The sequence below is a fragment of the Streptomyces sp. NBC_01546 genome, assembly GCF_045208355.1.
Classification (GTDB): Bacteria; Actinomycetota; Actinomycetes; order Streptomycetales; family Streptomycetaceae; genus Streptomyces.
Map to the genome: position 1 here is coordinate 45,336 of NZ_CP109379.1, position 22,135 is coordinate 67,470.

A 22,135-nucleotide genomic window follows, 5' to 3' on the forward strand; every position below is an offset into this window, starting at 1 on the left:
GGAACCGGGGCCCAGCTCGGGTAAGGCTGCCTCAGCCAGGGGCGACCTGATATGAGTTGATCATGAATGCTGAAACTCTTGACCCGATGGAGCGCCTGCTCGCAGAGCGGGCTTGTGAGCGGCTGGTCGTCGAGTTCGTCCACCGGCTCGACCTCGGGGACCCGGGCTCGGTGGCGGACCTCTTCACGCAGGACGGCACCTGGGAATGGCCCGCCGGCGACCGCCGCATTGCGGGTCACGACGCCCTGCGCATCTACTTCGGCAACCGGCCCGCAGACCGACTGTCACGCCGTATATGCACCAACATCCTGGTTACCGTGGCCTCTGCGGACACCGCCGCCGCCACCACCTACTTCACCACCTACCGTGTGGACGGCTACAGCGAGGGCCTAGTACCGCCGCGGCCCCCGGTTCAGGTGGGGCACTACGAAGACACGTTCCGCAAGGTGGACGACACCTGGCTGCTCACCACGCGGACTCTCTTCCTCTCCTTCGCCGGTCCCACGGAACGCCTCGACCGGCCCAGCCAGTCATGAGAACGACTCCCCAGCCGACCGGCCGTCAAGGGCCCTGCGCCACGGGGAGTGACACTCCACAGAACTTGAGCCAGAGCCCGAACTCGTGAACAAAGCCAGTGCGGCCGACGGGGCGGAGGCGTCCGGTTGGGTCGTGACGGCCGAGGATGAGGAGTTGGGGGCGGGTGAGGGTGCCGGTGATGGCGCCGATGATCGCTTCGGTGGTGTCTCTGCGTCGGATTTTGGTCCAGGCGCGGTCGCGGGATCCGGGCCGGTAGCGCTGGTTCATGGCTTTGACGACCAGACCTTCGACGCCGGTGACGTCCGTCCAGTCCTCCAGCCATTCCCTGGCTTTGTCCGTCGGTGGTCATGGGGCACAGGGTCCACGGGCGGTCAGTGCGCGGGCCGCGAAGAGGACCTCTAGGCGTCGGCGGCGCTCGGCGTAGGCCAGCGCCAGCAGCTCGATGCCGTCGATCTGCAAGGCGTCGAAGGCGATGAAGAACGCAAGAGTCTTCGCGGCGAGCGCGGTGGCGGTGCGGCCGCGGGCGGCGGCCCGGCGCTGGAGGGCTTCGAAGGACAGCCGGCCGGCTGCGGTGTCCCAGACGACGAGCTCGCCGTCGAGGACCAGGCCGTCTGCCAGTTGCTCGCCGGCTGCGACCAAGTCGGGGAATCGGTCTTGGACGAGGGAGCCGCGCCGGGTCTGCAGGAGCAGCTGGCCGCCGGGGCCAGCGGGGGTGAAGAGGATCGCGCGGTGGCCGTCGAACTTCTGTTATGCGCTGTTGAACTGTCCGCAGATAGTGTCCGGCTCCATGTCGAGGACGGGATGGCGGGTGCACTTCACCCGCCGGAATCTGGTTTGGCACCGCGTGGTCACACCCTTCATGCGTGAGTTCAGCAACCTGTTCGCCACCCTCGAAGGGTGGCTTGATGAGCAAGGGGTGCCTGAGGGGCAGCCGTTTGAGACGACGAGCGGAACAACAACGTCAGGGGCCGACGTACTCGAAGACGCCGCCGTACGGATGCCGCAGCACCGCACGGCGGCCGTTCGGGGTGGGCTGAATAGGCATCACGATTTCGGCTCCTCCCGCCTCCGCCTCCTCTACTGCGGCGTCCAGGTCGGCGACGGTGAGAGTCGCCGCCACGCCCGCGACGCGCTGCACCGCCTCATCAGGCCCGGCAAACAGGAGGAAAGGCCCGACGCTAGCCAGGGTGACGCCGGCAAAGGCGAACCGCGATGCGCTGCTTCCAGTCAACTCCTCGTAGAAGGGCACAGCCGCATCCAGATCCTCCACGCGCTGTCGCACGACCACTGAATCTATAGTCACGATCAACACCATCACATCTTCATATGCGCCCGCGAAGGTCATCCTGCAGACCCGCAAACCGCGGAGCGCCAGTCACGTTCGAGACGCCGTTCGACGCCGAACCTTAAAACGACAAGCTCAGGGCACGGGTTGTGAACAGCACCTCCAGATGCCAGCGGTGTTCCTTGTAGGGCAGGGTGACCAGCTCGACGCGCTCGGCCTGCAAGACATCGAACGCGATGAAGTAGGCCGGCCACTGGGCGGCCAGGGCAGGGGCACCGCGGCGGCGGGCGGTGGCCCGGCGCTGCAACCCCTCAAACGATATCCGGGGTGCCTGTCGAACTTCTGCTGTGCCCTGTTGAACAGTTCGCGTCCGCGGCCCTCACGGCTACGCGTCCGTGACGCCCCGTGCCGCCGACGGGTCGAGGGAGTCGACGTCCTCCATGAAGCTCAGCATTCGGGCGTTGACCAGATCGGGGTGGTCGATCTGCGGGCCGTGGCCGGTCGCGGCGACGATCTCGGCGCGGGCGCCAGAGATCAGGCGCGGTACGCGTTCCAGCTGCCGCTTGGGGTGTACGAGCAGGCTGCGCTTGCCCATGATCAGGTAGAATGGCGTCCGGATGGAGCCCACTTCTGCGTCCGACAGCGGCAGCGGGGCGGGGCGGCGGATCCGGAAGGCCTTCACGCTGGCCTGGATCATCGCGCGGAGCTCGGGGACTACGATCACCGGCTGCTCCAGCCACTTGGCGAGGCGGGGGCGCCACGCCTTGGGGGCGTAGGTGGCGAAGAGGCTGGCGAAGATCCATACGAAGAAGCGCAGGCCAACCTTCTCCAGACCGCCCGGGTCGAGGGCGGTGACCGAGGCGAGGCGTTCGGGCCGCAGGTGGGCCTGGTTGATGACCAGCCAGCCGCCGTACGAGGAGCCGACGAGGTGGACCTTGTCGAGGCCCAGTGCGTCGAGGGCCTCGTCCATCCACTGAGCCGCGCGCTCGGGCTGCCACATCGGTTCGCGCTGGACGCTCCGGCCGGGGTCGCCGGGAGTGTCGAGGGCGTAGACGGGGCGCTCGGCGCTGAGGGCAAGGGTGTTGGGGTACCACTGGGCGGAGCAGCCTCCCGAACCGTGTATCAGGACCACGGGCGTGCGTGAGTCGGCTGCCGGGTCGGCGGGGCCGTACCGGTAGACGTGGGTGGTGCCGAAGCTCGTCTCGACGTCCGCCTCGGAGCGAGCGGGCGCGCCCTTCGCGTAGAGGACGTCGCAGGTGGCGAAGTAGCGGTCGCGCAGCTCGTCGCTCACGTAGTGGCCGATGTCGCGGCGTACTCGGGTCGTGTTCTCGGGCACGGGGCACCTCCAGGAAGATCTGTTCTTCGTGATACGAACGTACCATATTGTTGATACGGCGGTACCATGAAAATGTTCGGACCAAGCCGGACTGCGAGCCCCTGAACCACCCACCCCACCCACGGCCGGAGACAGCACTGATGCCAAAGCGCGTGGACCACGAGGAACGGCGCACCCAGATCGCCGAAGCGCTCATCCAAGTCGCGGGGCGGCGAGGCCTGCACGCCGTCGGCATGCGCGACGTGGCCGCCGAGGCCGGCGTATCCCTCCGGCTCGTGCAGTACTACTTCGAGACCAAAGAGAAGCTGCTCTTCTACGGACTGCAGCACCTGACAGACCGCTTCACCGCCCGCGTGGGCGCCCGCCTGGCCGCCGCCGGCCCGGACCCGGGCCCGCGCGCGACGATCGAGGCGCTGCTGCTGGCATCCCTGCCGACCGACCAGGAGAGCCGGACCTTCCACCTCCTGTACAGCTCCTACTCGATCCTGTCCGTGACCGACGGTGCACTCGCCGCCCAGCCCTTCATCGACAACCCCGACGCGGCCGAGAACGCCCTCACCGGCCTGATCGAAGGAGCCCAGGCGGCAGGCCTGGCCGATCCCGGCGCCGACGCACGCACCGAGGCCGTCAGCCTGCTCGCCATGACCGCGACCATGGGCACCAGCATCCTCGTCGCCCAACGGACACCGGAGTCAGCCATCGCCGTACTCCGCCACCACCTCGACCGCATCTTCACCGCCGGCGGCCACACCACCCCGGACGCCGGACAACGGACAGACGCCCATACCTGTCCATAGTTTCTGCTCCAGGGCCAGGCCGCCCGCCAGGACGCCGGGACCGGGGACGGACTCGGCGGCCTGGGCGAGCATCGGCTCGAAGGGAGGGGTCAGAACCACTCGGGGTTGGCCTCCTTCACCGCCACTCCGGGCCTGGCCCCCCCAGCGTCACCGGCCGGGCGCGGCCCGGCGCGCCCGATGCGGCCAGAAGGCCCCGCAACGTCAGGCTCCGGGTGGGCCGGCTTCTGCTGTGACGCCAGGAGCCGGGCGCGGCACTCCTGGCAGAGGGGGTTCCCACCAACCCCATATCGACAGCATGCTCGATGGCTTCTCTGCACTAACCTCAGCCGCCAGCCCTCGTGAGGCTGGCGGCTGGTGGGTCGGGCCGCGGAATGGTGGCGGCCGACTACTCCGACTTGGGGAGATTCAGGATGTCGAGGTTGGCGGACTTGAGCTTGGTGCCGTCGAAAAAGTGATCGACGAAGAAGCCGTTGTCCCCGCCGTCATCGGCGGGCTCTGCCGAGCGTGGCCGGCCAGCAGCGCCAGGATTGCAGTGCTGTCGCCACCGCGCTGTGCCTTCTCAGTACACTCGGCCAGCCTCGTCGCTGAGGACCTCCTTCAACACGGTTACCAACGGGCACGAGGCGTTCTTGCCTACGTTGCCGCTCGTCCCGGCGCTGCCACCGGACAGACTGCGAAGGCACTGGAGATGCCCGCGAGCCCCGGAACCAGCCCCTCGACGGCGTCGTGCGGACGGGCCACGCGTGCCAAGAGCTCCACAACGGACAGCGCCACAGCCACCAGCACTCCATAAAGGATGCCGAGGGTCAGCACGCCCACTGTGCAGCCGAGCGCCAGGAGCAGTTCGCGCCGCCGGAAGGCGGCGAGGCGGCGGAACACTCACACTTGCACGAGGCTGACGGCGGCATAGACCACGATGGCGCCCAGCACGGCGGCCGGGGTGTGGGCGATGAGGGGGCCCAGGAAGAGCAGTACGGTCAGTACAGCCCAGGGCGGCGGCCAGCGAGTATCCCTGGCTGCGTGCGCCCGTCGAGTCGGCGAGGGCCGTACGGCTGGCGCTGCTGCTGACCGGGAAGCCGTGCAGGACGCCTGCTCCGAGGTTGGCGGCGCCCAGGGCGAGCAGCTCGCGGTTGGCGTCGAGCGGGCGGGGGTCGTCGTGGGCGGCGAAGGCCCGTGCCGTGAGGATCACGTCCGTGTAGCCGACGAGCAGGATCCCGAGGGCGGGCAGCAGCAGGTGGGACAGATCGGCAATGCTGGGCAGTTCGGGGCGGGCAGGCCCACCGGAACCGAGCCGATCACCGTGATTCCGTACCGGTCGTCGAGTCCGAAGACGGCCACCGCAGCCGTGGCTGCGACGAGGACGAGCAGCGGGCCGGGGTGAGTACGCCACAGGAACGGTGCGGCGAAGAGGACGACGAGCACGGCCGCGGCCAGGACCACGGTTGGCCAGTGCGCCTCCGATACGTGCCGAACGGCTGACAGCCGCTGCGGGAAGAAGCCTGAGCCGCTCGCCCGGACACCGGTGAGCCGGGGCAGCTGGTCCACGATCATGATCAGCGCTACGCCGGCCATGTAGCCGACCAGCACGGGCCGCGAGAGCAGGTCCGCGCAGTAACCCCAGCCGCATGCCCCAGGCCACCAGGCACAGCAGCCCGACGACCACCGCGAGAGCTGCCGCGAGGACGGCGTACCGGGCCGGATTCCCAGCCGCCAGCGGAGCCACTGCTTCGGCGGTCATCAGAGCTGTGGTCGACTCGGGGCCGGCCGGAGAGTAGCCGCGAGGAGCCGGTCAGCGCGTCCAGGACCATCGCGGGCAGGACGGCCCACAGGCCTACCACCGGCGCCAGCCCAGCCACGCCCGCGTAAGCCATGACCTGGGGCACGAGGTACGCGGCGACGGTGATACCCGCCAGCAGGTCGCCGCGAAGCCAGCTGCGCTGGTAGCCGGCCAGAGCGGGTGGCTCGACGCCAGCTTTCAGACGCTGGGGCATGGCACTTCTTCTCGCCGCGGCCCACAGCATCCCGCGAACGCCCCTACGTCACGGGTACCGACAGTCCAGGTCCCGCCCGTCGGCCGCTACTTCACACGCCCGCCGACCAGGAGTCCGGGGGCGACTACTCGGCCGCGTCGAGCAGGAAGCCCGTGACAAGATCCGGCCTGATGCGCAGGGCCCTGGTCATCGTCTGACGTACCCACGGCACGAGCAGCGCCGCGTACGGGTCGGCCCCGTCCTCTTCGGCGACCGGAGAGGCGTAGCCGGTGACGACGACGCTCCAGCCGAGGCGGGTCTCGGGGTCTACGACATCTGCCTCGTAGGCGACAACGACCCCGGGGGCGTCGGGCGTCGCCACGAGCGATGCGAGCGCTCCGCCGTCCTGGAGCCGGACGACGATGTCCTCCCCGTCCACGAGATGGTTGACCAGCCTCACGGCCGGGAGAGCGTGCTCGGTGAAGACGATGCGTCCCAGCGATACCGTGCCGAGCAGGCTCAGTGCTTCGCTGCGGTCCAACGGCTTCATGCTCCGAGTCGGCGCCCCATCCGGGCCGCTGAGATCTGGTCGCCGCGTCGCTTCGTGGTTCATCGTTCGCGCCCCTTGCTCGGCTCCCTCTTCCCGATTGATCGCGAGACCGGGAGGCTTCCTGACGCGCCTTGCCTCCCTCTCGTCGGGCCGGGTTCAGCCCTCTCCCGGTTCGGGCCGGCTTCGACCAGGACCGTGCTCACGCAGCACGGTCAGACTCCGTTCGAACTCTTCCTCGTCGATCTCCCCTCGGGCGAACCGTTCGGCGAGCACCTGCTTGGCGGAAGGCGTGGCGCGGGGCTCTACCGGGCCTGAGGGGAAACGGTCGGCGCTGCGGAGGAGCAGAACGACTGCCATGACGGCCAGAGCGACGAGGAGGACCATGCTGAACGACATGGCGACCCAGCCCCATCCGCCCATTCCGTGGTCGTACCAGAACATGGTTCACGCTCCTGGGGCAACGGCTTGGGACTCTGCCACAGGGCAGGTCCCGCGTGTTCCTACTGTCCACCGGCCTGCGGCGTCAGGGCATGGGCCGGTCGGGGTCACGACCAGGGCCGATCGGCCCATCCCCGCAGCCCTGCCGTGTCCCAGACTGAAGGCGGACTCGAACGGAGGCCGCGATGAGCACACATTCCCCCACCCGGATCGCCACCGCCCTGTCGGCGGAGTACCGCGCCCGTCTGACGGACATCGCGCGTGAGGTCGGTTTTCCCGTAGGTACCCGCCTCTTCAATGAGGGAGGCCACGCCGACCGGTTCTGGATCGTGCGATCCGGCACGGTCGGCCTCGACGTCCACGTGCCCGGCAGACAGGCAGCGGTGATCGAGGCTCTTGGTTCCGGCGAGCTGGTCGGCTGGTCCTGGCTGTTCCCTCCCTACACCTGGCACTTCGGTGCGGAGGCGACGAGCCCTGTGCGCGCCCACGAGTTCGATGCGGCCGCCGTGCGCACGATGATGGAGGCCGACCCCCGATTCGGCTCCGCCATGGACCACTGGGTGGGTCAGGTACTCGCCCACCGGCTCGTGGCCGCCAGGGTCCGGCTCCTCGACCTCTACGCACCTCACGGCAGCGGCAGCTCGCTGTGAACCGGATCCTCCCCCATCGAGATCATGTGAGGGAGCCGGCCATGCCCGCATCCCAGTACACCGTCAGTGATGTCATGACCCAGACCGCCGTGGCCATCGGCCGCGAGGCCTCGTACAAGGAGATCGTCGAGCTGATGCATCAGTGGAAGGTCAGCGCACTGCCGGTACTCGAAGGAGAGGGCCGGGTCGTGGGCGTCGTCTCCGAGGCCGATCTTCTGCCCAAGGAGGAGTTCCGGCGGAACGACCCGAGACTGCCCGAGCAGCTGGAGGAGGCGTCCAAGGCCGGAGCGGTGCTCGCCGAGGAGCTCATGTCCAGTCCTGCCGTCACCGTGCACCCGGACGCCACGATCGCCGAAGCCGCCCGCATCATGGCCAGGAAGGGCGTGAAGCGGCTGCCGGTGGTCAATGCCATCGGCCTGCTGGAGGGCGTCGTCAGCCGCAGTGACCTGCTCAAGGTGTTCCTGCGGCCCGACGAGGAGATCGAAGACGAGGTCCGCAATGCCGTCCTCGCGGAACTGGCTCCCCCGGTAGGCATCGACTGCACGGTCGAGGAGGGCGTCGTCACCCTTCGGGGCGACCTACGGGACCGCGCCCTGGCACCTCTGATCGCCCGCGCTGTCCGCGCCGTCGAAGGGGTTGTGGACGTGCGGATGGAGCTCGCAGGTCCCGTCGGTACGGCTGCGTGACCCGCTCCCCACAGGTACTTTCCGACCCTTCCTGCGACAATGCGACTGAGACGTACACCGATCTCAGGGGCGTGGATGTCCGATGCACCGGCTGCTTCTGCGGAGGCGCCCATCAGGGTGTTCCTCCTGGACGACCACGAGGTCGTCCGCCGGGGGCTGCACGACCTCCTCGACGCCGAGCCCGACATCGAAGTGGTGGGCGAGGCCGCTACGGCCGAGCAGGCTCTGGCCCGGGGTCCGGCCCTGCGGCCGCACGTGGCGGTCTTGGACGTACGTCTGCCGGACGGCGACGGCATCACCGTCTGCCGCGAGCTGCGCTCGCGCATGCCGGAGCTCGCCTGCCTCATGCTGACGTCCTTCGACGACGAGGACGCCCTCCTCGACGCGATCATAGCCGGCGCCGCGGGCTACGTACTCAAACAGATCAAGGGATCCGACCTGGTCTCCGCCGTACGGACGGTCGCGACGGGGCAGTCGATGCTCGACCCCGCGACCACCGCCCGGCTCATGCACTCACTGCGGGTTCCGGAAGCCGCCAAGCCGCCGGAGGACGAGCGCCTCGCCACGCTCACCGAGCGTGAGCGGGCTGTCCTTGAGCTCATCGGCGAGGGCCTGACCAACCGGCAGATCGCCAAGCAGCTCTATCTGTCCGAGAAGACCGTCAAGAACCACATCTCCCGGCTGCTCGGCAAACTGGGCGTCGAACGCCGTGTCCAAGCCGCGGTCATCGCCGCCCAAGTGCACGAGCACGAAGAGGGCAAGCCCTGACAACCGCTGCGGGGTCAGGCGTCGGCCCTGGGCAAGGGAACCACCCATTCGAGGCAGGTGCCGTGTCCCACGGCGCCTCGTGCCGAGACGGTCAGTCGGCCGCCCAGCTTCTCCGCCCGCTCGGCCAGGTTGCGGAGCCCGCTGCGGCGCCCATGTTCTGGGAGCCCGACGCCGTCGTCGGTCACGGTGACCACGAGTACGCCGTCGACCGCCGCGATGGAGACTTCCGTATGCCGGGCCCGTGCGTGCCGAACGACGTTGCTGAGCGCTTCACCGATCACGGCCAGCGCCTCATCGGCCACTGGCACTGGCACGTCGGTTTCTACCAGTCCCTCCATCCGCAAGGCGGGGGCGAAGCCCAGCACGGCAGCGGCCTCGTCAACCGCTCGGACCACGCGGAGCCGGAGTTTCGGCTCCGCATCCGGCACCTCGTGTTCTCGAAGGCCGAAGATGGTCGACCGGATGATCTTGATGGTGGTGTCGAGGTCGTCAATCGCCCGCCTCAGCCTTTCGGACGCCTCGGGATGCTCCACGAAGTGTTGGGCGCTCTGCAAAGTCATTCCCGTGGCGAACAGCCGCTGGATCGCGAGGTCGTGCAGGTCCCGGGCGATGCGGTCGTGGTCCTCGAGCAGACTCATTTGTTCCGCGTCCCGCCGGTGATCGGCAAGCTCCAGGGCGATCGCGGCCTGCCCGGCGAAGCCTGGCAACGCCAAGATCTCCGCAGCGGCGAACGGTGCGCGACCGCGTCGACGGGCCAGCATCAGTACGCCGCTCAGCCGCTCCTTGGTACCCACCGTGACCGCTACCGCGGGCCCGAAGCCCTTCCACCGCTCCGGCTGCACGGTCACACCTTCGTCGCTCTCGACATCCGGGACCGTGATCAGTCCGTCCTGGGCGAGGGCCGCTGCGGCGAGGGTGCCCTCGCTGCTCGGCAGCACGATGCCCCGATGTGCCTCGGCTCCCTCGCCGACGGCCAGCGAGCCGCGCAGCTCGCCGCCCGGGCCCACCAGGTAGAAGACGCCCATGTCGGCCACGGTGATCTCGCGGGCCCGCTCCAGCATCCCTTCCAGTACCTGGATCTCGGAGGAGCCGGACAGCAGCTCGTTCGTGAAGTCGGAGCTGGCCTCCAGCCAGCGTTCCCTGAGCCGGACCTCCTCGAAGAGCCGTGCATTCTCGATCGCGATTCCGGCCGCGACAGCCAGGGTCGACAGGACGGCCTCGTCCTCGGCATCGAAGTCCGCCCCGCCCCGCTTCTCGGTCATGTAGAGGTTGCCGAACACCTCCTCGCGCACCCGGATGGGCACTCCGAGGAAGGTGTGCATGGGCGGGTGGTGGGCCGGAAAGCCGTACGAGGCCGGATGGTCGGACAGTTCCGTCAGGCGCAGCGGCTGCGGGTGACGGATCAGCTCTCCGAGGATGCCGTGTCCGGAAGGCAGATCACCGATCTGGGCACGCAGCTCGTCGCTGATGCCGACCGGGAGGAATTCCGCGAGTGTCCGGTCGTCCCCGATCACTCCCAGGGCCCCGTACTCCGCGTCCACAAGTACCGCGGCGGCTTCCACGATCCCAGTCAGGACCTGGGGCAGGTCGAGTTCACGGCCGACCGACATCACGGCTTCAAGGAGACCGTTCAGGCGGTCCCGGGTACCGCGCACCTCGTCTATCCGCACCTGAAGTTCGTCGAGCAATTCATCCAGCCTTAGACGAGGCAGCTGGGCGCGTGGGGTGTCGTGGCCCTCCCCGGCCATGGCACCTCCAAGGGCACGCGGGAACGGAACTGACGTCTGCCTCCACGGTAGCCCCGCGTTGCGATGCGTTCATTTCGGAGGGGTGCGCGGCCGCCGCTGTGCCTGGCGGTCTGCCGGCTTTCCTTCGGCGTCGCCCAAATGCCTGACGTGGGCATCCGGACCGGGAAAGTAGAGCGTGACGCGGCCGGTGTCCGACCAGCGGATGTCGTACGGCGGAGTGCCGTCGTCATGGTGCAGTCCGACGACTTCGCCGTCACGGCCGGGCTTGCCGACAGTGGGGCCGCCCACGACCATCTGGTCCCCCAGGTGTGCATGGATGCCACTTCCGGTGGTGTCAGGGTTCATCGTCTTGTCTCCTTGTGGAATGCGGTTCTCGAGAGTCGGGCTGCGGTGCCTGCGGTGATGGCGGCGATTGCCGCGAGGCCGACGCCGGTCCAGCCGAGGGGCTCGGTGTCCAGCACCGCCTGAAGGAACGGCGCGTAGAGCGCGGCCGCGCCAAGCAGCACCGACGCGAGTACGGACAACGGCAGGAAGAGATTCTCGCGGGTCAGCAGACGCGTGCGCAGACCCAGCACGACACCCAGCTGGCTTGCCAGGAGGGCGAGGAACAGGACGCTCTGCCACGGCAGGCCCCAGTGCCGCGCGACGACCCCGGCACCGAGGCTCGACGCGGTGACCACAGCGGCGAGGATGAGCAGCCGCTGCCAGGCTCCGTCACCGAGGATCTGCTGGCCCGGCGGCCGCGGGGGCCTGCGCATGGCTCCTGGCGCGACGGGCTCGGCTCCCATGGCGACACCCGTCAGTCCGTGGGTGAGGAGGTTGATCCACAGGATCTGCCCCGCCCGCAGCGGCAGGGCGAGTCCCAGCAGGGGGCCTGCCAGCATCACGAGAATCTCTGCCGCGCCACCGGCCAGCCCGTAGACGAGGAAACGGCGGATGTTGTCGTAGACGCGCCGGCCCTCCTCCACGGCCGCGACCACGGTCGACAGCTCGTCGTCGGTGAGCACCAGGTCGGCGGCCTGCCGGGCGACCTCCGTGCCGCGGCGGCCCATGGCGACGCCGATGTCGGCCTGCCGGAGGGCCGGGCCGTCGTTGACTCCGTCGCCGGTCATCGCGGTGATCTCGCCACGCGAGCGCCATGCCTCGACGATGTCCAATTTCTGCTGCGGGGTGGTACGGGCGAACACCCTGACGCCGGTGAGGTCGGTGATCCGTCCGGCTGCTACGTCCGACCCGGTGACGACGCGCTCCTCAGTGTGGTCGTCGTCCAGCAGTCCGACGCGTGTCGCGATCGCCCGTGCCGTGGCGGGGTGGTCTCCCGTGATGAGCACCGGGGTGATGCCTGCCGCGCGGCAGGCGGCGAGCGTGGCGGTTGCGTGGGGCTTGGGCGGGTCGCTGATCGCTACGAGGCCCAGCAGGCGCAGCCCCGATTCCGCTTCGGCGGCGTGGCGGGGCACCTCGTCACGTGTGCCCGTAGCCACGGCCAGGACCCGATAGCCGTGGGAGGCCAGCAGTGCTGCTTCCTGCCGGGTGCCGTGGAGCAGATCGGGCCTCTCGTCGAGGATGGCTGCGTCCAGCACTACTTCCGGCGCGCCTTTCAGGCACACGAGCAGCTGGCCCGACGGCGTCGTGTGCAGGGTGGTCATCCGCTTGCGCACGCTGTCGAAGGGTGCCTCGTCGGTGCGCGGGCGCTCACGATGCAGGACTGCTTGGTCCGCGCAGCCGGCTTTGGCCGCCGCGGCCAGGAGCGCGGCTTCCATGGGGTCTCCGACCGCGGTCCAGCGGTGCTCTTCGTCCGAGGAATCCTGGGGTGGCCGCAGCCCCGCGTCGTTGCAGAGGGCCGCGACGGTCAACAGCTCGCGTACGGGATCGAGTTCGTCGAAGGTCGGCCGCCTGCCTTCCACCCGCACGTCGCCTTCCGGTTCGTAGCCGACACCGAAGAAGTCGAACGTGGCGCGTGGCGTCCACACGTGCTGGACCACCATGCGCCCCTCGGTGAGGGTGCCGGTCTTGTCGGTGGCCAGGACCGTCACCGAGCCCAGTGTCTCCACTGCGGGGAGCCGCCTCACCAGGGCGTGCCGGTCCGCCATCCGCCGCGCGCCCAATGCCAGGGACAGGGTGACCACGGCCGGCAGGGATTCAGGGACGGCCGCCACGGCGAGGCTGATCGCCGTCACCGCCATCGTGGCGACCGACAGGCCTCGGGCGAGGCCGAGTACGAACACGACCATGCAGAGGGCCAGGGTGACGGCGGCGAGGACGCGGCCGAGGGCTCCCAGGCGGCGCTGCAGGGGAGTCGGCTCCCGCCTGCCGTCGAGCAGGGCGGCGATGCGGCCGAGCGCGCTGTCGGCTCCCGTGGCCGTCACCATTGCCACGCCTCGCCCTCGTACGACGACCGTCCCGGCACTCAACCGGGCGCCCGCGTCCTTGTCCACGGCCACCGATTCACCGGTGAGCATGGACTCGTCAACCAACAGGGCGGTTGCTTCGGCAAGTTCGGCGTCGGCGGCGACGATGTCACCCTCGCCGAGGAGCAGTACGTCGCCGGGAACGATTTCTGCGGCTGGAACCTCCCCCGGGGCGGAGTCGCGGAGCACCCGGGCGTTGGGGGCGGACAGGGCGGACAGGGCTGCCACGGCATTGTCGGCCCGGACCTCCTGGGCGACGCCGACGGCGGTGTTGACCACGATCACCAGAGCGATGACCACCGCATCGGCGTGGTCGCCGATCGCGAGGGTCAATACGACGGCTCCCAGCAACACGAGGATCAGTGCGTCCCGCAGTTGCGCGAGCACTCTGGCATACAGCGGAACGGTCTTGGCGGCCGCCACCTCGTTGCGGCCGTGTTCCGCGAGCCGACGCGCCGCCTCCGCCTCCATCAGACCCCTGTGGGGTCCTGCGAGAGCGGACGCCTGCTGAGCGGCGGACATCGTCACGGCAGTCCTCACACGACGGGGACCGTGATCACCGGGCAGTGCGCCCGGTGCAGCAGCCCGTGGACGACCGATCCGAGCCGCATACCGGTGTATCCACCCCTGCCCCGCCGGCCCACGACTACGGCCAAGGCGTGCTCGGCGGCACCGGCGAGCTCCTCCACCGGGTGTCCGATGTGTATCTCGTGTGTCAACACGACGTCCGGGTACTTCTGCGACCAGCCTGCCGTCGTCTCCGACAACATCCGTCGCTGCGCCTGGAGCGCAACCTCCTCGTCATGGAGCAGGAAGACCGGAGCCTGCCACACGGAAACGGCACGCAGCTTGGCTCCTCTGAGATCGGCCTCCTCGAACGCCTGCGCCAGCGCCGCCTTCGATGATTCGCTGCCGTCGATGCCCACCACCAGGTAGGGCGGCTGCTGTGTCACGTGCTCGGCGTCGCCCACGACCACGACTGGACACTGCGCCTGCGCGGTGACGGGGACCACGAGGGAGCCGGCGCTGAGGAACTCCGAGGTACGGCTCAGGTGGCGCGAACCGAGGACGATCATGCGGGCCTGCCTGGACAGTCGGCCTATCGCCGGAGCGGGGAACCCGTCGACCAGGTCCGCGACCGGTTCGACTTCCGGGTGGCGCTCCCTGCTCCAGGCGGCAGCGGCGCTGAGGGCCTCCGAGGCGGCCTGGTGCAGGGCGATGCTGCGGGGCGTGTCGTCGACGTGCTGGGTGTCGTGCTGCGGGGGTACTGCGGCGACGAGCCGCAGTCCGATCCGGCGTCGACTGGCCTCGTCCACCGCCCAGGCCAGGGGCATTCGCCAGTCCCTGGCCGGGTCGATTCCGACGACGATCTCATCGTGGTCGCCCGGGGCCGTCACGACTCGCTCCCGTGCTCCTGGCTGTGGCGCGGAATGAGCTGCACGGGACAGTTCGCGTGGTGGACCAGAGTGTGCGTGACCCGCCCGAGGGTGGGTCCGAGGTAGCTGGGGGAGCGCCGGCCGCCCATCACCAGCAGGTCCGCCCGGCGCGAGGCCTCGACCAGGACACTGGCCACGGACACGCTCTTCTCGGCGTCCACCTGCACGGTCAGGTCCGGGAACTCCTCGCGGATCCGCTCCCCCACCTCGTTCAGGTGATGGACGTGCTCGCCTGCGATTTGGTCCACGTCGTCGAGCATGGTCGCGACCATGCCGACGGACTGCAGGATGTTCCACACGTGCAGCAGCCGCAGTGAGCCCTTGCGGAGCTCGGCCTCGCGTGCGGCGTACCGTGCGGATTCGAGGTCGTGTTCATCGCGGACGGCAGCAAGCACCACACCCGTCTCGGCGCCGTTGTCGATGCCTCTGACAATGATGACGGGCGTCTTCGCGCCCGCAGCGACCTTCAGTCCGACCGAGCCGAGCATGAGTGAGCTGAATCCGCCCGCGCCGCGGTTGCCGACCACGATGGTGCCGTGGAGGCCCGCGGACCGGTGGAGGCTCGGGACGGGTGCGCTGCGGCTGAACTCGGTGTTGACCTGCAGGCCGGGAAACTGGTCCGTCACCGCGGTGGCGGTGGTGTCCAGCAGTTCACGGCCCGCCTGGCGGACCTGCTCGATGGTCTCCGCCGAAACGTAAAGGACCCGGCCGTCGGTGTCGGACCCGTACACGATGTGCAGCGGGCGCTCGCGGCGCGCGGCCTCGGCCGCTGCCCACAGCGCTGCCTGGCGGGCCGGCTCGGAGCCGTCGACGCCGACTACGACGGAGCCCAGTTCCGAGCTGCTCGTGGTGCCTTCCATGGTTCCTCCTCAAAGAGCCGCCAAGGGTCCGGCTCTCACGCTGGCACAGCGGACTCCCGCAGCAAGAGGGCCGCTCAGGTCCCCGAAAGGGACCAAAGGTCCCGGTTCATGCAGGAAAGAGGCGCCTGCATGTGTGGGGGCAGGTCCGATCGGTCCCGGCTCCGGACCATTCGGCCCTCCTCCTCTCGTCGGGGTCGGTGGATCGTGGGTTCTCAAGCGACCCCCGGCCTTCACGTCCGTGCGGATCACTGGGACGACGGGAGGTGCCTCATGAAGCACATCAAGGTCGGAGACCTGATGACCGACGAAGTCGTCTCGGTCGTCACCTCCACCTCTTTCAAGGATGTCGCCAAGCTGCTCGCTCAGCACGACATCAGCGGACTGCCGGTCCTCGACGAAGAGGACCGGGTACTGGGCGTCATCTCCGAAAGCGACCTGATCGTCCGGCAAACGGCGGAGCATCCGCTGATGAGCGATGCGCCCGGCGGCCGAGGGACATTCGCATCTGAGGTGTCCTTCACCGCTGGTGAGGTCATGTCCGCGCCGGCAGTGACAGTCCACGCGGAGGAGACCGCGGCAGGCGCCGCCCGCCTGATGGCCCACCGAGGCATCGAGCGGCTGCCTGTCGTGGACGAGGAGGACCGCCTCGTCGGCATCGTCACCCGTCGTGATCTCCTCATGCTCTTTCTGCGACCGGACGCGGAGATACGGCGCCGCGTGGTCGAGGAGATCCTCACGGACACGATGGGGCTGGGCGCGGGCCCAGTCACCGTCCACGTCCTGGACGGCATCGTCACACTGGACGGCCGGCTGGAGAGACAGAGCCAGGTTCCGGTCCTGGTCCGCCTCACCGGTCAGCTCGAGGGCGTGGTCGGGGTCGTCCCCCGACTGACCGCTCGCGTCGATGACTCCCCGCTCGCTGCCCCGCCACGCAGCCCCCTTGGGATGCCCTGGTGACCGTGAGGGCCGAGCGTGGACCGTCCGGGGGACGCCTGGAGCCCGCGCAGCCGCGTTTGCCGCCGTCACAAAGCGTGACGGTGTCTGCTTGAAGATTCCAAGGCGAGGCGAGGACCCGGTCATGGACCACCTGATCATCCGCAAAGAGCCCAGACCGGACGCCGTCTTCATGCTCCAGGACTACGAGCGTGCCCGCGCGGACTTCACCTGGGACGAGGCTCGATCCTGGCTGTCAGGGCTGCCCGGAGGAGAGGGGCTCAACATCGGATACGAGGCCGTCGACCGACACCTGGCGGCAGGTCACGGCGGGCGGGAGGCCCTCCGCTGCATCGCGGCCGACGACACCGTCACCCACCTCACATATGGCGAGCTCGGCGGCCTCACAGGCCGCTTCGCCAACGCACTCACAACCCTCGGCGTGGGCCGGCAGGAGAGGGTCTTCACGCTCCTCGGCCGCTGCCCTGAACTGTATGTGGCTGTCCTGGGCACATTGCGCAGCGCGCGCGTGCTGTGCCCGCTCTTCTCGGCCTTCGGGCCCGAGCCCGTGCGCCAGCGGCTGGAGCTGGGCGATGCCCGGGTCCTTGTCACCACCGAGGCGCTGTACCGGCGCAAGGTCGAGGAGAACAGGCACCGCCTGCCCCATCTGGACCATGTCCTGCTCGTGGGTCCGGTCACTGATCCACCCCCGGGGACCGTTTCCTTCGCCGAGCTCATGGAGCATGCCCCGCAGGAGTACGTCGTGCCGCCCACCGATCCGGAGGACATGGCGCTGCTGCATTTCACGAGCGGCACGACCGGTGCCCCCAAAGGCGCGGTCCATGTGCACGAGGCGGTCGTAGCCCACCACGCGACGGCGGCCTTCGCGCTCGACCTTCGCCAGGAGGACGTCTACTGGTGCACGGCGGACCCCGGGTGGGTGACGGGCACGTCGTACGGGATCATCGCCCCGCTCACCCACGGCGCGACGGTCGTGGTGGACGAGGGCGACTTCGATGTACACCGGTGGTACCGGATCCTGGAAAGCGAGCGAGTCACCGTCTGGTACACGGCCCCGACGGCCGTCCGCATGCTGATGCGCGCCACGCCCAGGGAGGGTACCCGGAAGCTCCCGGGGCCGTACGACCTGTCGGCCCTCCGATTCATCGCCAGCGTGGGTGAGCCGCTGAACCCCGAAGCCGTGCTGTGGGGGCAGGATGTCCTCGGTCTGCCCATTCATGACAACTGGTGGCAGACGGAGACCGGCGCCATCATGATCGCCAACTTTGCCTCCTGCGACATCCGGCCGGGCTCCATGGGGCGCCCACTGCCCGGAGTCGAGGCCGCGCTTCTTGAACGCGGCGAGGACGGCCGCGCAGAGATCACCGACGGGCGCGTGCGCGTGATCGGCGAAGCGGGTGTCGAGGGAGAGCTGGCGCTCCGTCCGGGCTGGCCCTCCATGTTCCGGGGCTATCTGAACGAGGGGGCACGCTACGCGGCGTGCTTCGCGGACGGCTGGTACCTCACGGGCGATCTCGCGAAGCGCGACGAGGACGGCTGGTTCTGGTTCGTAGGCCGCGCCGACGACGTCATCAAGTCGGCAGGGCACCTCATTGGCCCGTTCGAGGTGGAGAGCGCGCTGATGGAGCACCCCGCCGTCGCGGAAGCCGGCGTGATCGGCCGCCCGGACCCGGTCGTCGGAGCCGTCGTCAAGGCCTTCGTTTCCCTGCGTCCGGGGCTCGTCCCCGACGCGCCCCTCAAGCGAGAACTTCTGGCGTTCGCACGCCGGCGGCTGGGCCCGGCAGTGGCCCCCAGAGAGATCGAGTTCGATCAGAACCTCCCCAAGACCCGCAGCGGCAAGGTAATGCGCCGACTGCTGCGGGCCCGGGAACTGGGGTTGCCCGAAGGGGACCTGTCCACGCTTGAGAACCCCGGATGACCCGCTCGCGAGAGAAGGCGGAACGATGAGCAGCACCAGCGCGCAGACGGAAGGGAAAGCCCGTCGGGCAGCACGCAAGAGTGGACGCAGGAAGGCAGGCTCCGCCACCGCGCGCGGCGCTCCCGACAGCCTTCCCTCACCCGACCATCACCTCTCCCTGCTCCGGCAGATGCTCACCATCCGCCGCTTCGAGGAGCGGTGCGTCGAGCTGTACAGCAGCACGAAGATCCGCGGCTTCGTTCATCTCTACATCGGCGAGGAAGCCGTCGCCGTAGGCGTCAACCAGGCGCTGGGCGAGGAGGACGCCGTGGTGTCCACCTATCGCGAGCACGGGCACGCCCTGGCCAGGGGAGTTCCCGCCGAGGCCGTGATGGCGGAGATGTACGGCAAGGCCACGGGGTGCAGCCGCGGGCGCGGCGGCTCCATGCACTTGTTCGACGCGGACCGCCGCTTCTATGGGGGCAACGCCATCGTGGCCGGCGGGCTGCCCTTGGCAGCGGGGCTCGCCCTCGCCGACCGGATGCGCGGCAGCACTCATGTCACCTGCTGCTTCTTCGGCGACGGCGCCTTCGCCGAAGGCGAGTTCCACGAGACGGCCAACCTCGCCGCCTTGTGGCAGCTGCCCCTGCTGCTGGTCTGCGAGAACAACCTGTACGCCATGGGGACGAGCCTGGCCCGGGAGCACGCGCAGACCAACCTCGCCATGCGCGCCGCGTCCTACGGCATGCCTGCCTGGACGGTCGACGGCATGGACGTGCTCGCAGTCGAAGCAGCCGCGCGGCGGGCGGTGGAGTCCGTACGAGCGGGCAACGGACCGCATTTCATCGAGGCACAGACGTATCGGTTCCGCGCCCACTCCATGTACGACCCGGACCGCTACCGGGCCAAGTCCGAAATCGAGGCGTGGAAGGGCCGCGACCCCGTCCAGGGGCTGGCCGACCTGATGCGTACGGACGGCCGGCTCGACGACCGGACGATGGAGGAGCTCGACAAGGGCGTACTCGGCGAGATCGACCGGGCTGTCCGATCGGCGGAGGACGCGCCCATGGAGCCCGTCGCGGACCTGCTTCGCTTCGTCACGAGCGCACCCGGGAGCACCACATGAGCACGCGAAAGTCATCCACCGGGGCTCCGCCGCCGACCACGTACCGGGAAGCGCTGCGCGAAGGGCTTCGCGAGGCTATGCACGAGGACGAACGAGTCTTCCTCATGGGCGAGGACGTCGGGAAATACGGCGGATGCTTCGGGGTCAGTCTCGGACTCCTCGAGGAGTTCGGACCCGAACGGATCCGCGACACTCCTCTGTCCGAGTCGGGGTTCGTGGGTGCGGGCATCGGCGCCGCGCTCGGCGGAATGCGACCAGTAGTCGAGATCATGACCGTCAACTTCAGTCTTCTCGCACTGGACCAGATCCTCAACAACGCGGCCACCCTGCTGCACATGTCGGGAGGGCAACTGGGCGTCCCCGTGGTCATCCGCATGACCACCGGAGCCGGGCGGCAGCTCGGTGCCCAGCACTCCCACAGCCTCGAAGGCTGGTACGCCCACATCCCCGGGATCCGGGTACTCGCCCCCGCGACCGTGGACGACGCGCGGCACATGCTCGCGGCTGCTCTAGCCGACCCGGACCCGGTACTGATCTTCGAGCACGGCAGCCTCTACAACGCGGAGGGCGTACTGGACAGCACCATCGAAGCCGTCGACCTCGACACCGCCGCCGTACGCCGGCCCGGCACGGACGTCTCCGTCATCACGTACGGAGGCTCGCTGCCCAAGGCCATGGCTGCAGCGGATGTCCTCGCCGGGGAGGGCATCAGCGCGGAGGTCGTCGACCTGCGTACCCTGCGGCCCCTCGACGATGCCACCATCATGGCCTCCGTCGGCCGCACCCACCGGGCGGTGATCATCGACGAGGCCTGGCGCAGCGGCAGTCTGGCCGCGGAGGTCTCGTCCCGCATCACCGAGCAGGCCTTCTACGAACTCGATGCTCCGGTGGAACGCGTCTGCAGCGCGGAGGTACCCATCCCCTATGCCCGGCAGCTCGAAGAGGCGGCACTGCCCCAAGTCGCGACCATCGCGGACGCGGTCCGCCGGACGGTGAGCTGACATGGCCGAATTCACCATGCCCTCCCTCGGTGCGGACATGGAAGAGGGCACTCTGATCGAGTGGCTGGTCGGCCCGGGCGACACGGTGACGAAGGGGGATGTCGTCGCCGTCGTGGAGACGGCCAAATCGACGATCGAGGTCGAGTGCTTCGACTCGGGGACGATCAGCGCCCTCCTGGTAGAGCCAGGCACTACCGTGCCGGTCGGCACACCGATGGCATCCATCGACTCGGCCGTTGCCCCTCCCGCCCGCCCTGCGGCCAAGCAGCCCATCACACCCGCCCCGGCTCCTTCTCCCGACCTGCAGCCCGCCCCCAGTCGGCCCGTCACGCGGACCGAGAGGGCCGTATCCACCCCTCTCGTGCGGCACCTGGCCGAGGAGAAGGGCATCGACCTGTCCACCGTCCACGGGTCCGGCAAGGGAGGGCGGATCACCCGCTACGACGTCGAACACGCACCGACCGAGCCGCCGCGCCGGCTGCGGGCATCGCCGCTCGCCCGCCGCCTGGCTCAGTCGATGGGCGTCGATCTGGGGGGCCTACGGGGCACCGGGCGCAACGGCACCATCAGGGCGGACGACGTACGTGCTGCGGCGGTGGATCATCTGCCTCGTAAGGCGGAACCGCAGGAGCCGGTGGAGAAACCGGTGCTCGCATCGCCGGCCGAGTCCGCTCCGGGCGCGCGTGCGGCGATCGCAGCGCTGATGACGCGGGCGAAACGCGAAATCCCCCACTACTACCTGTCCACGAAGGTGGACCTCGCCGCCGCCATGACGTGGATGCGCGACCAGAATGCGGGCAAGCCGGTAGCGCAGCGGCTCGTGCCGGTCGCCTTGCTACTGAAGGCCGTAGCACTGGCCGCCCACCAGGTCCCGGAACTGAACGGCCATTGGAGGAACGACGCGTTCGTCCCGGCGAGCGGAGTACGACTCGGCATCGCAGTATCCCTGCGTGGCGGTGGCCTCACGGCGCCCGCACTGGCGGACGCCGACACCATGCCGTTGCCGGAACTGATGGAGGCGCTCAGGGACCTCGTCTCTCGGGCGCGTGGCGGACGCCTGCGTGCTTCGGAGACCACCGACCCGACCCTCACGGTGACCAACCTCGGCGACCAGGGTGTGGAGGCCGTCTACGGGGTGATCTACCCACCCCAGGTCGCGCTCGTCGGACTGGGACGCGTCATCGAGCAGCCGGTGGCCGTGAACGGAATGCTCACGGTCCACCCGACCGTGACGGCCACGCTCTCCGCCGACCACCGTGCGAGCGACGGTGCGACCGGCGCCCGCTTCCTGACCGTAATCGACCGACTGCTCCAGCGACCGGAGGACCTGTGAACCGTGATGCGGCTCTCGAATTGATCAAGGAAGTTCTGACGGAGGTGGTCCCGGGCGCCGACCCGACCGCACTCTCGCCCGACGAGAACATTCGGGACACCCTAGAGATGGACTCGCTGGATTTCCTCAACCTCGTCGAGGCGCTGAGCGGCCGCACCGGCCTCCCTCTCCCGGAGACGGACTATCCCGCCCTGAACACCTTGAACGGCTGCGCGGACTACATCGCCTCGCACACCTCCCCGGCGTAGTCGGGGCTGGTCGGTCCCACAAGGGACCATTTGGCCCCTCCTCCGCCCCCGACCCCACCGGCCACGCTGAGAGCCAGACCGCGGACCCGCGGCGCGCAGGAGGCTCC

21 protein-coding genes and 2 pseudogenes are annotated in these 22,135 nt (G+C 69.2%); 11 read left to right on the top strand and 12 right to left on the bottom strand.

What is annotated here, in order from left to right; genetic code table 11:
• The first annotated feature begins 62 nt into the window (after positions 1 to 62).
• Positions 63 to 536, top strand: coding sequence for a nuclear transport factor 2 family protein (locus OHA89_RS00195; protein WP_266616816.1), 474 nt, complete (start codon positions 63 to 65; stop codon positions 534 to 536).
• A gap of 346 nt (positions 537 to 882) precedes the next feature.
• Here OHA89_RS00195 and OHA89_RS00200 read toward each other — a convergent pair.
• The 4 genes and pseudogenes from OHA89_RS00200 to OHA89_RS00215 form a co-directional block, all read right to left on the bottom strand.
• A pseudogene (locus OHA89_RS00200) lies at positions 883 to 1,269 on the bottom strand (ATP-dependent DNA ligase); the annotation flags it as partial.
• Between the two features lie 229 nt (positions 1,270 to 1,498).
• Positions 1,499 to 1,882: a VOC family protein gene (locus OHA89_RS00205; protein ID WP_406364808.1), complete on the bottom strand. Its 384-nt coding sequence runs from the start codon at positions 1,880 to 1,882 to the stop codon at positions 1,499 to 1,501.
• A gap of 61 nt (positions 1,883 to 1,943) precedes the next feature.
• Positions 1,944 to 2,129 (bottom strand): hypothetical protein, encoded by a 186-nt coding sequence (locus tag OHA89_RS00210; protein WP_266616819.1) that lies wholly within the window; start codon positions 2,127 to 2,129, stop codon positions 1,944 to 1,946.
• A gap of 78 nt (positions 2,130 to 2,207) precedes the next feature.
• Positions 2,208 to 3,158 (bottom strand): alpha/beta fold hydrolase, encoded by a 951-nt coding sequence (locus OHA89_RS00215; RefSeq protein ID WP_406364810.1) that lies wholly within the window; start codon positions 3,156 to 3,158, stop codon positions 2,208 to 2,210.
• 140 nt (positions 3,159 to 3,298) lie between these two features.
• On the opposite strand from OHA89_RS00215, the gene OHA89_RS00220 reads away from it, so the two are divergent.
• Complete coding sequence (locus tag OHA89_RS00220) at positions 3,299 to 3,955, top strand: TetR/AcrR family transcriptional regulator (protein WP_406364812.1); 657 nt, start codon at positions 3,299 to 3,301, stop codon at positions 3,953 to 3,955.
• Between the two features lie 687 nt (positions 3,956 to 4,642).
• Here OHA89_RS00220 and OHA89_RS00225 read toward each other — a convergent pair.
• The 3 genes and pseudogenes from OHA89_RS00225 to OHA89_RS00235 all read right to left on the bottom strand — a co-directional run.
• A pseudogene (locus tag OHA89_RS00225) lies at positions 4,643 to 5,946 on the bottom strand (SulP family inorganic anion transporter); the annotation flags it as partial.
• A gap of 124 nt (positions 5,947 to 6,070) precedes the next feature.
• A complete protein-coding gene (locus OHA89_RS00230; protein WP_266616517.1) occupies positions 6,071 to 6,475 on the bottom strand; it encodes a pyridoxamine 5'-phosphate oxidase family protein in 405 nt (134 codons plus the stop codon).
• 156 nt (positions 6,476 to 6,631) lie between these two features.
• The gene (locus OHA89_RS00235; RefSeq protein WP_266616519.1) at positions 6,632 to 6,916 is read right to left on the bottom strand and encodes an SHOCT domain-containing protein; all 285 of its coding nucleotides are present in this window, start codon (positions 6,914 to 6,916) and stop codon (positions 6,632 to 6,634) included.
• 182 nt (positions 6,917 to 7,098) lie between these two features.
• Here OHA89_RS00235 and OHA89_RS00240 point away from each other — a divergent pair, with 182 nt between their 5' ends.
• The 3 genes from OHA89_RS00240 (at position 7,099) to OHA89_RS00250 (ending at position 9,017) form a co-directional block, all read left to right on the top strand.
• Positions 7,099 to 7,563, top strand: a complete 465-nt coding sequence (locus OHA89_RS00240) for a Crp/Fnr family transcriptional regulator (protein WP_266616521.1) — start codon at positions 7,099 to 7,101, stop codon at positions 7,561 to 7,563.
• A gap of 41 nt (positions 7,564 to 7,604) precedes the next feature.
• Positions 7,605 to 8,249 carry a CBS domain-containing protein gene (locus OHA89_RS00245; RefSeq protein WP_266616523.1) on the top strand — a complete coding sequence of 215 codons (645 nt, stop codon included), beginning with the start codon at positions 7,605 to 7,607 and terminating at the stop codon, positions 8,247 to 8,249.
• A gap of 75 nt (positions 8,250 to 8,324) precedes the next feature.
• A complete protein-coding gene (locus OHA89_RS00250) occupies positions 8,325 to 9,017 on the top strand; it encodes a response regulator (protein WP_406364814.1) in 693 nt (230 codons plus the stop codon).
• Between the two features lie 14 nt (positions 9,018 to 9,031).
• Here OHA89_RS00250 and OHA89_RS00255 read toward each other — a convergent pair whose 3' ends face one another.
• The 5 genes from OHA89_RS00255 to OHA89_RS00275 all read right to left on the bottom strand — a co-directional run bounded on the left by OHA89_RS00255 (position 9,032) and on the right by OHA89_RS00275 (position 15,469).
• Positions 9,032 to 10,765: a GAF domain-containing protein gene (locus tag OHA89_RS00255; RefSeq protein ID WP_266616527.1), complete on the bottom strand. Its 1,734-nt coding sequence runs from the start codon at positions 10,763 to 10,765 to the stop codon at positions 9,032 to 9,034.
• 69 nt (positions 10,766 to 10,834) lie between these two features.
• Entirely contained in the window at positions 10,835 to 11,110 is a 276-nt protein-coding gene (locus tag OHA89_RS00260; protein WP_406364816.1) for a DUF1918 domain-containing protein, read from the bottom strand.
• On the bottom strand, positions 11,107 to 13,695 hold the full coding sequence (locus OHA89_RS00265) for a cation-transporting P-type ATPase (RefSeq protein ID WP_266616529.1): 2,589 nt from the start codon (positions 13,693 to 13,695) through the stop codon (positions 11,107 to 11,109). The genes OHA89_RS00260 and OHA89_RS00265 overlap by 4 nt, the downstream gene beginning before the upstream one ends.
• A gap of 14 nt (positions 13,696 to 13,709) precedes the next feature.
• A complete protein-coding gene (locus OHA89_RS00270) occupies positions 13,710 to 14,570 on the bottom strand; it encodes a universal stress protein (protein ID WP_266616531.1) in 861 nt (286 codons plus the stop codon).
• The gene (locus tag OHA89_RS00275) at positions 14,567 to 15,469 is read right to left on the bottom strand and encodes a universal stress protein (protein WP_406364818.1); all 903 of its coding nucleotides are present in this window, start codon (positions 15,467 to 15,469) and stop codon (positions 14,567 to 14,569) included. Before OHA89_RS00275 ends, OHA89_RS00270 begins: the two co-directional genes overlap by 4 nt.
• Positions 15,470 to 15,739: 270 nt before the next feature.
• On the opposite strand from OHA89_RS00275, the gene OHA89_RS00280 reads away from it, so the two are divergent.
• The 6 genes from OHA89_RS00280 to OHA89_RS00305 all read left to right on the top strand — a co-directional run bounded on the left by OHA89_RS00280 (position 15,740) and on the right by OHA89_RS00305 (position 22,028).
• Positions 15,740 to 16,426 carry a CBS domain-containing protein gene (locus OHA89_RS00280; RefSeq protein WP_266616535.1) on the top strand — a complete coding sequence of 229 codons (687 nt, stop codon included), beginning with the start codon at positions 15,740 to 15,742 and terminating at the stop codon, positions 16,424 to 16,426.
• A gap of 121 nt (positions 16,427 to 16,547) precedes the next feature.
• Positions 16,548 to 18,341, top strand: coding sequence for an acetate--CoA ligase (gene acsA, locus OHA89_RS00285; RefSeq protein ID WP_406364821.1), 1,794 nt, complete (start codon positions 16,548 to 16,550; stop codon positions 18,339 to 18,341).
• A gap of 169 nt (positions 18,342 to 18,510) precedes the next feature.
• Positions 18,511 to 19,446: a pyruvate dehydrogenase (acetyl-transferring) E1 component subunit alpha gene (pdhA, locus tag OHA89_RS00290; RefSeq protein WP_406364823.1), complete on the top strand. Its 936-nt coding sequence runs from the start codon at positions 18,511 to 18,513 to the stop codon at positions 19,444 to 19,446.
• Positions 19,443 to 20,447 carry an alpha-ketoacid dehydrogenase subunit beta gene (locus tag OHA89_RS00295; RefSeq protein ID WP_373914475.1) on the top strand — a complete coding sequence of 335 codons (1,005 nt, stop codon included), beginning with the start codon at positions 19,443 to 19,445 and terminating at the stop codon, positions 20,445 to 20,447. The genes pdhA and OHA89_RS00295 overlap by 4 nt, the downstream gene beginning before the upstream one ends.
• Before the next feature lies 1 nt (position 20,448).
• A complete protein-coding gene (locus OHA89_RS00300; RefSeq protein ID WP_406364825.1) occupies positions 20,449 to 21,780 on the top strand; it encodes a 2-oxo acid dehydrogenase subunit E2 in 1,332 nt (443 codons plus the stop codon).
• A complete protein-coding gene (locus OHA89_RS00305; protein WP_406364827.1) occupies positions 21,777 to 22,028 on the top strand; it encodes an acyl carrier protein in 252 nt (83 codons plus the stop codon). The genes OHA89_RS00300 and OHA89_RS00305 overlap by 4 nt, the downstream gene beginning before the upstream one ends.
• Positions 22,029 to 22,135 lie beyond the last annotated feature (107 nt).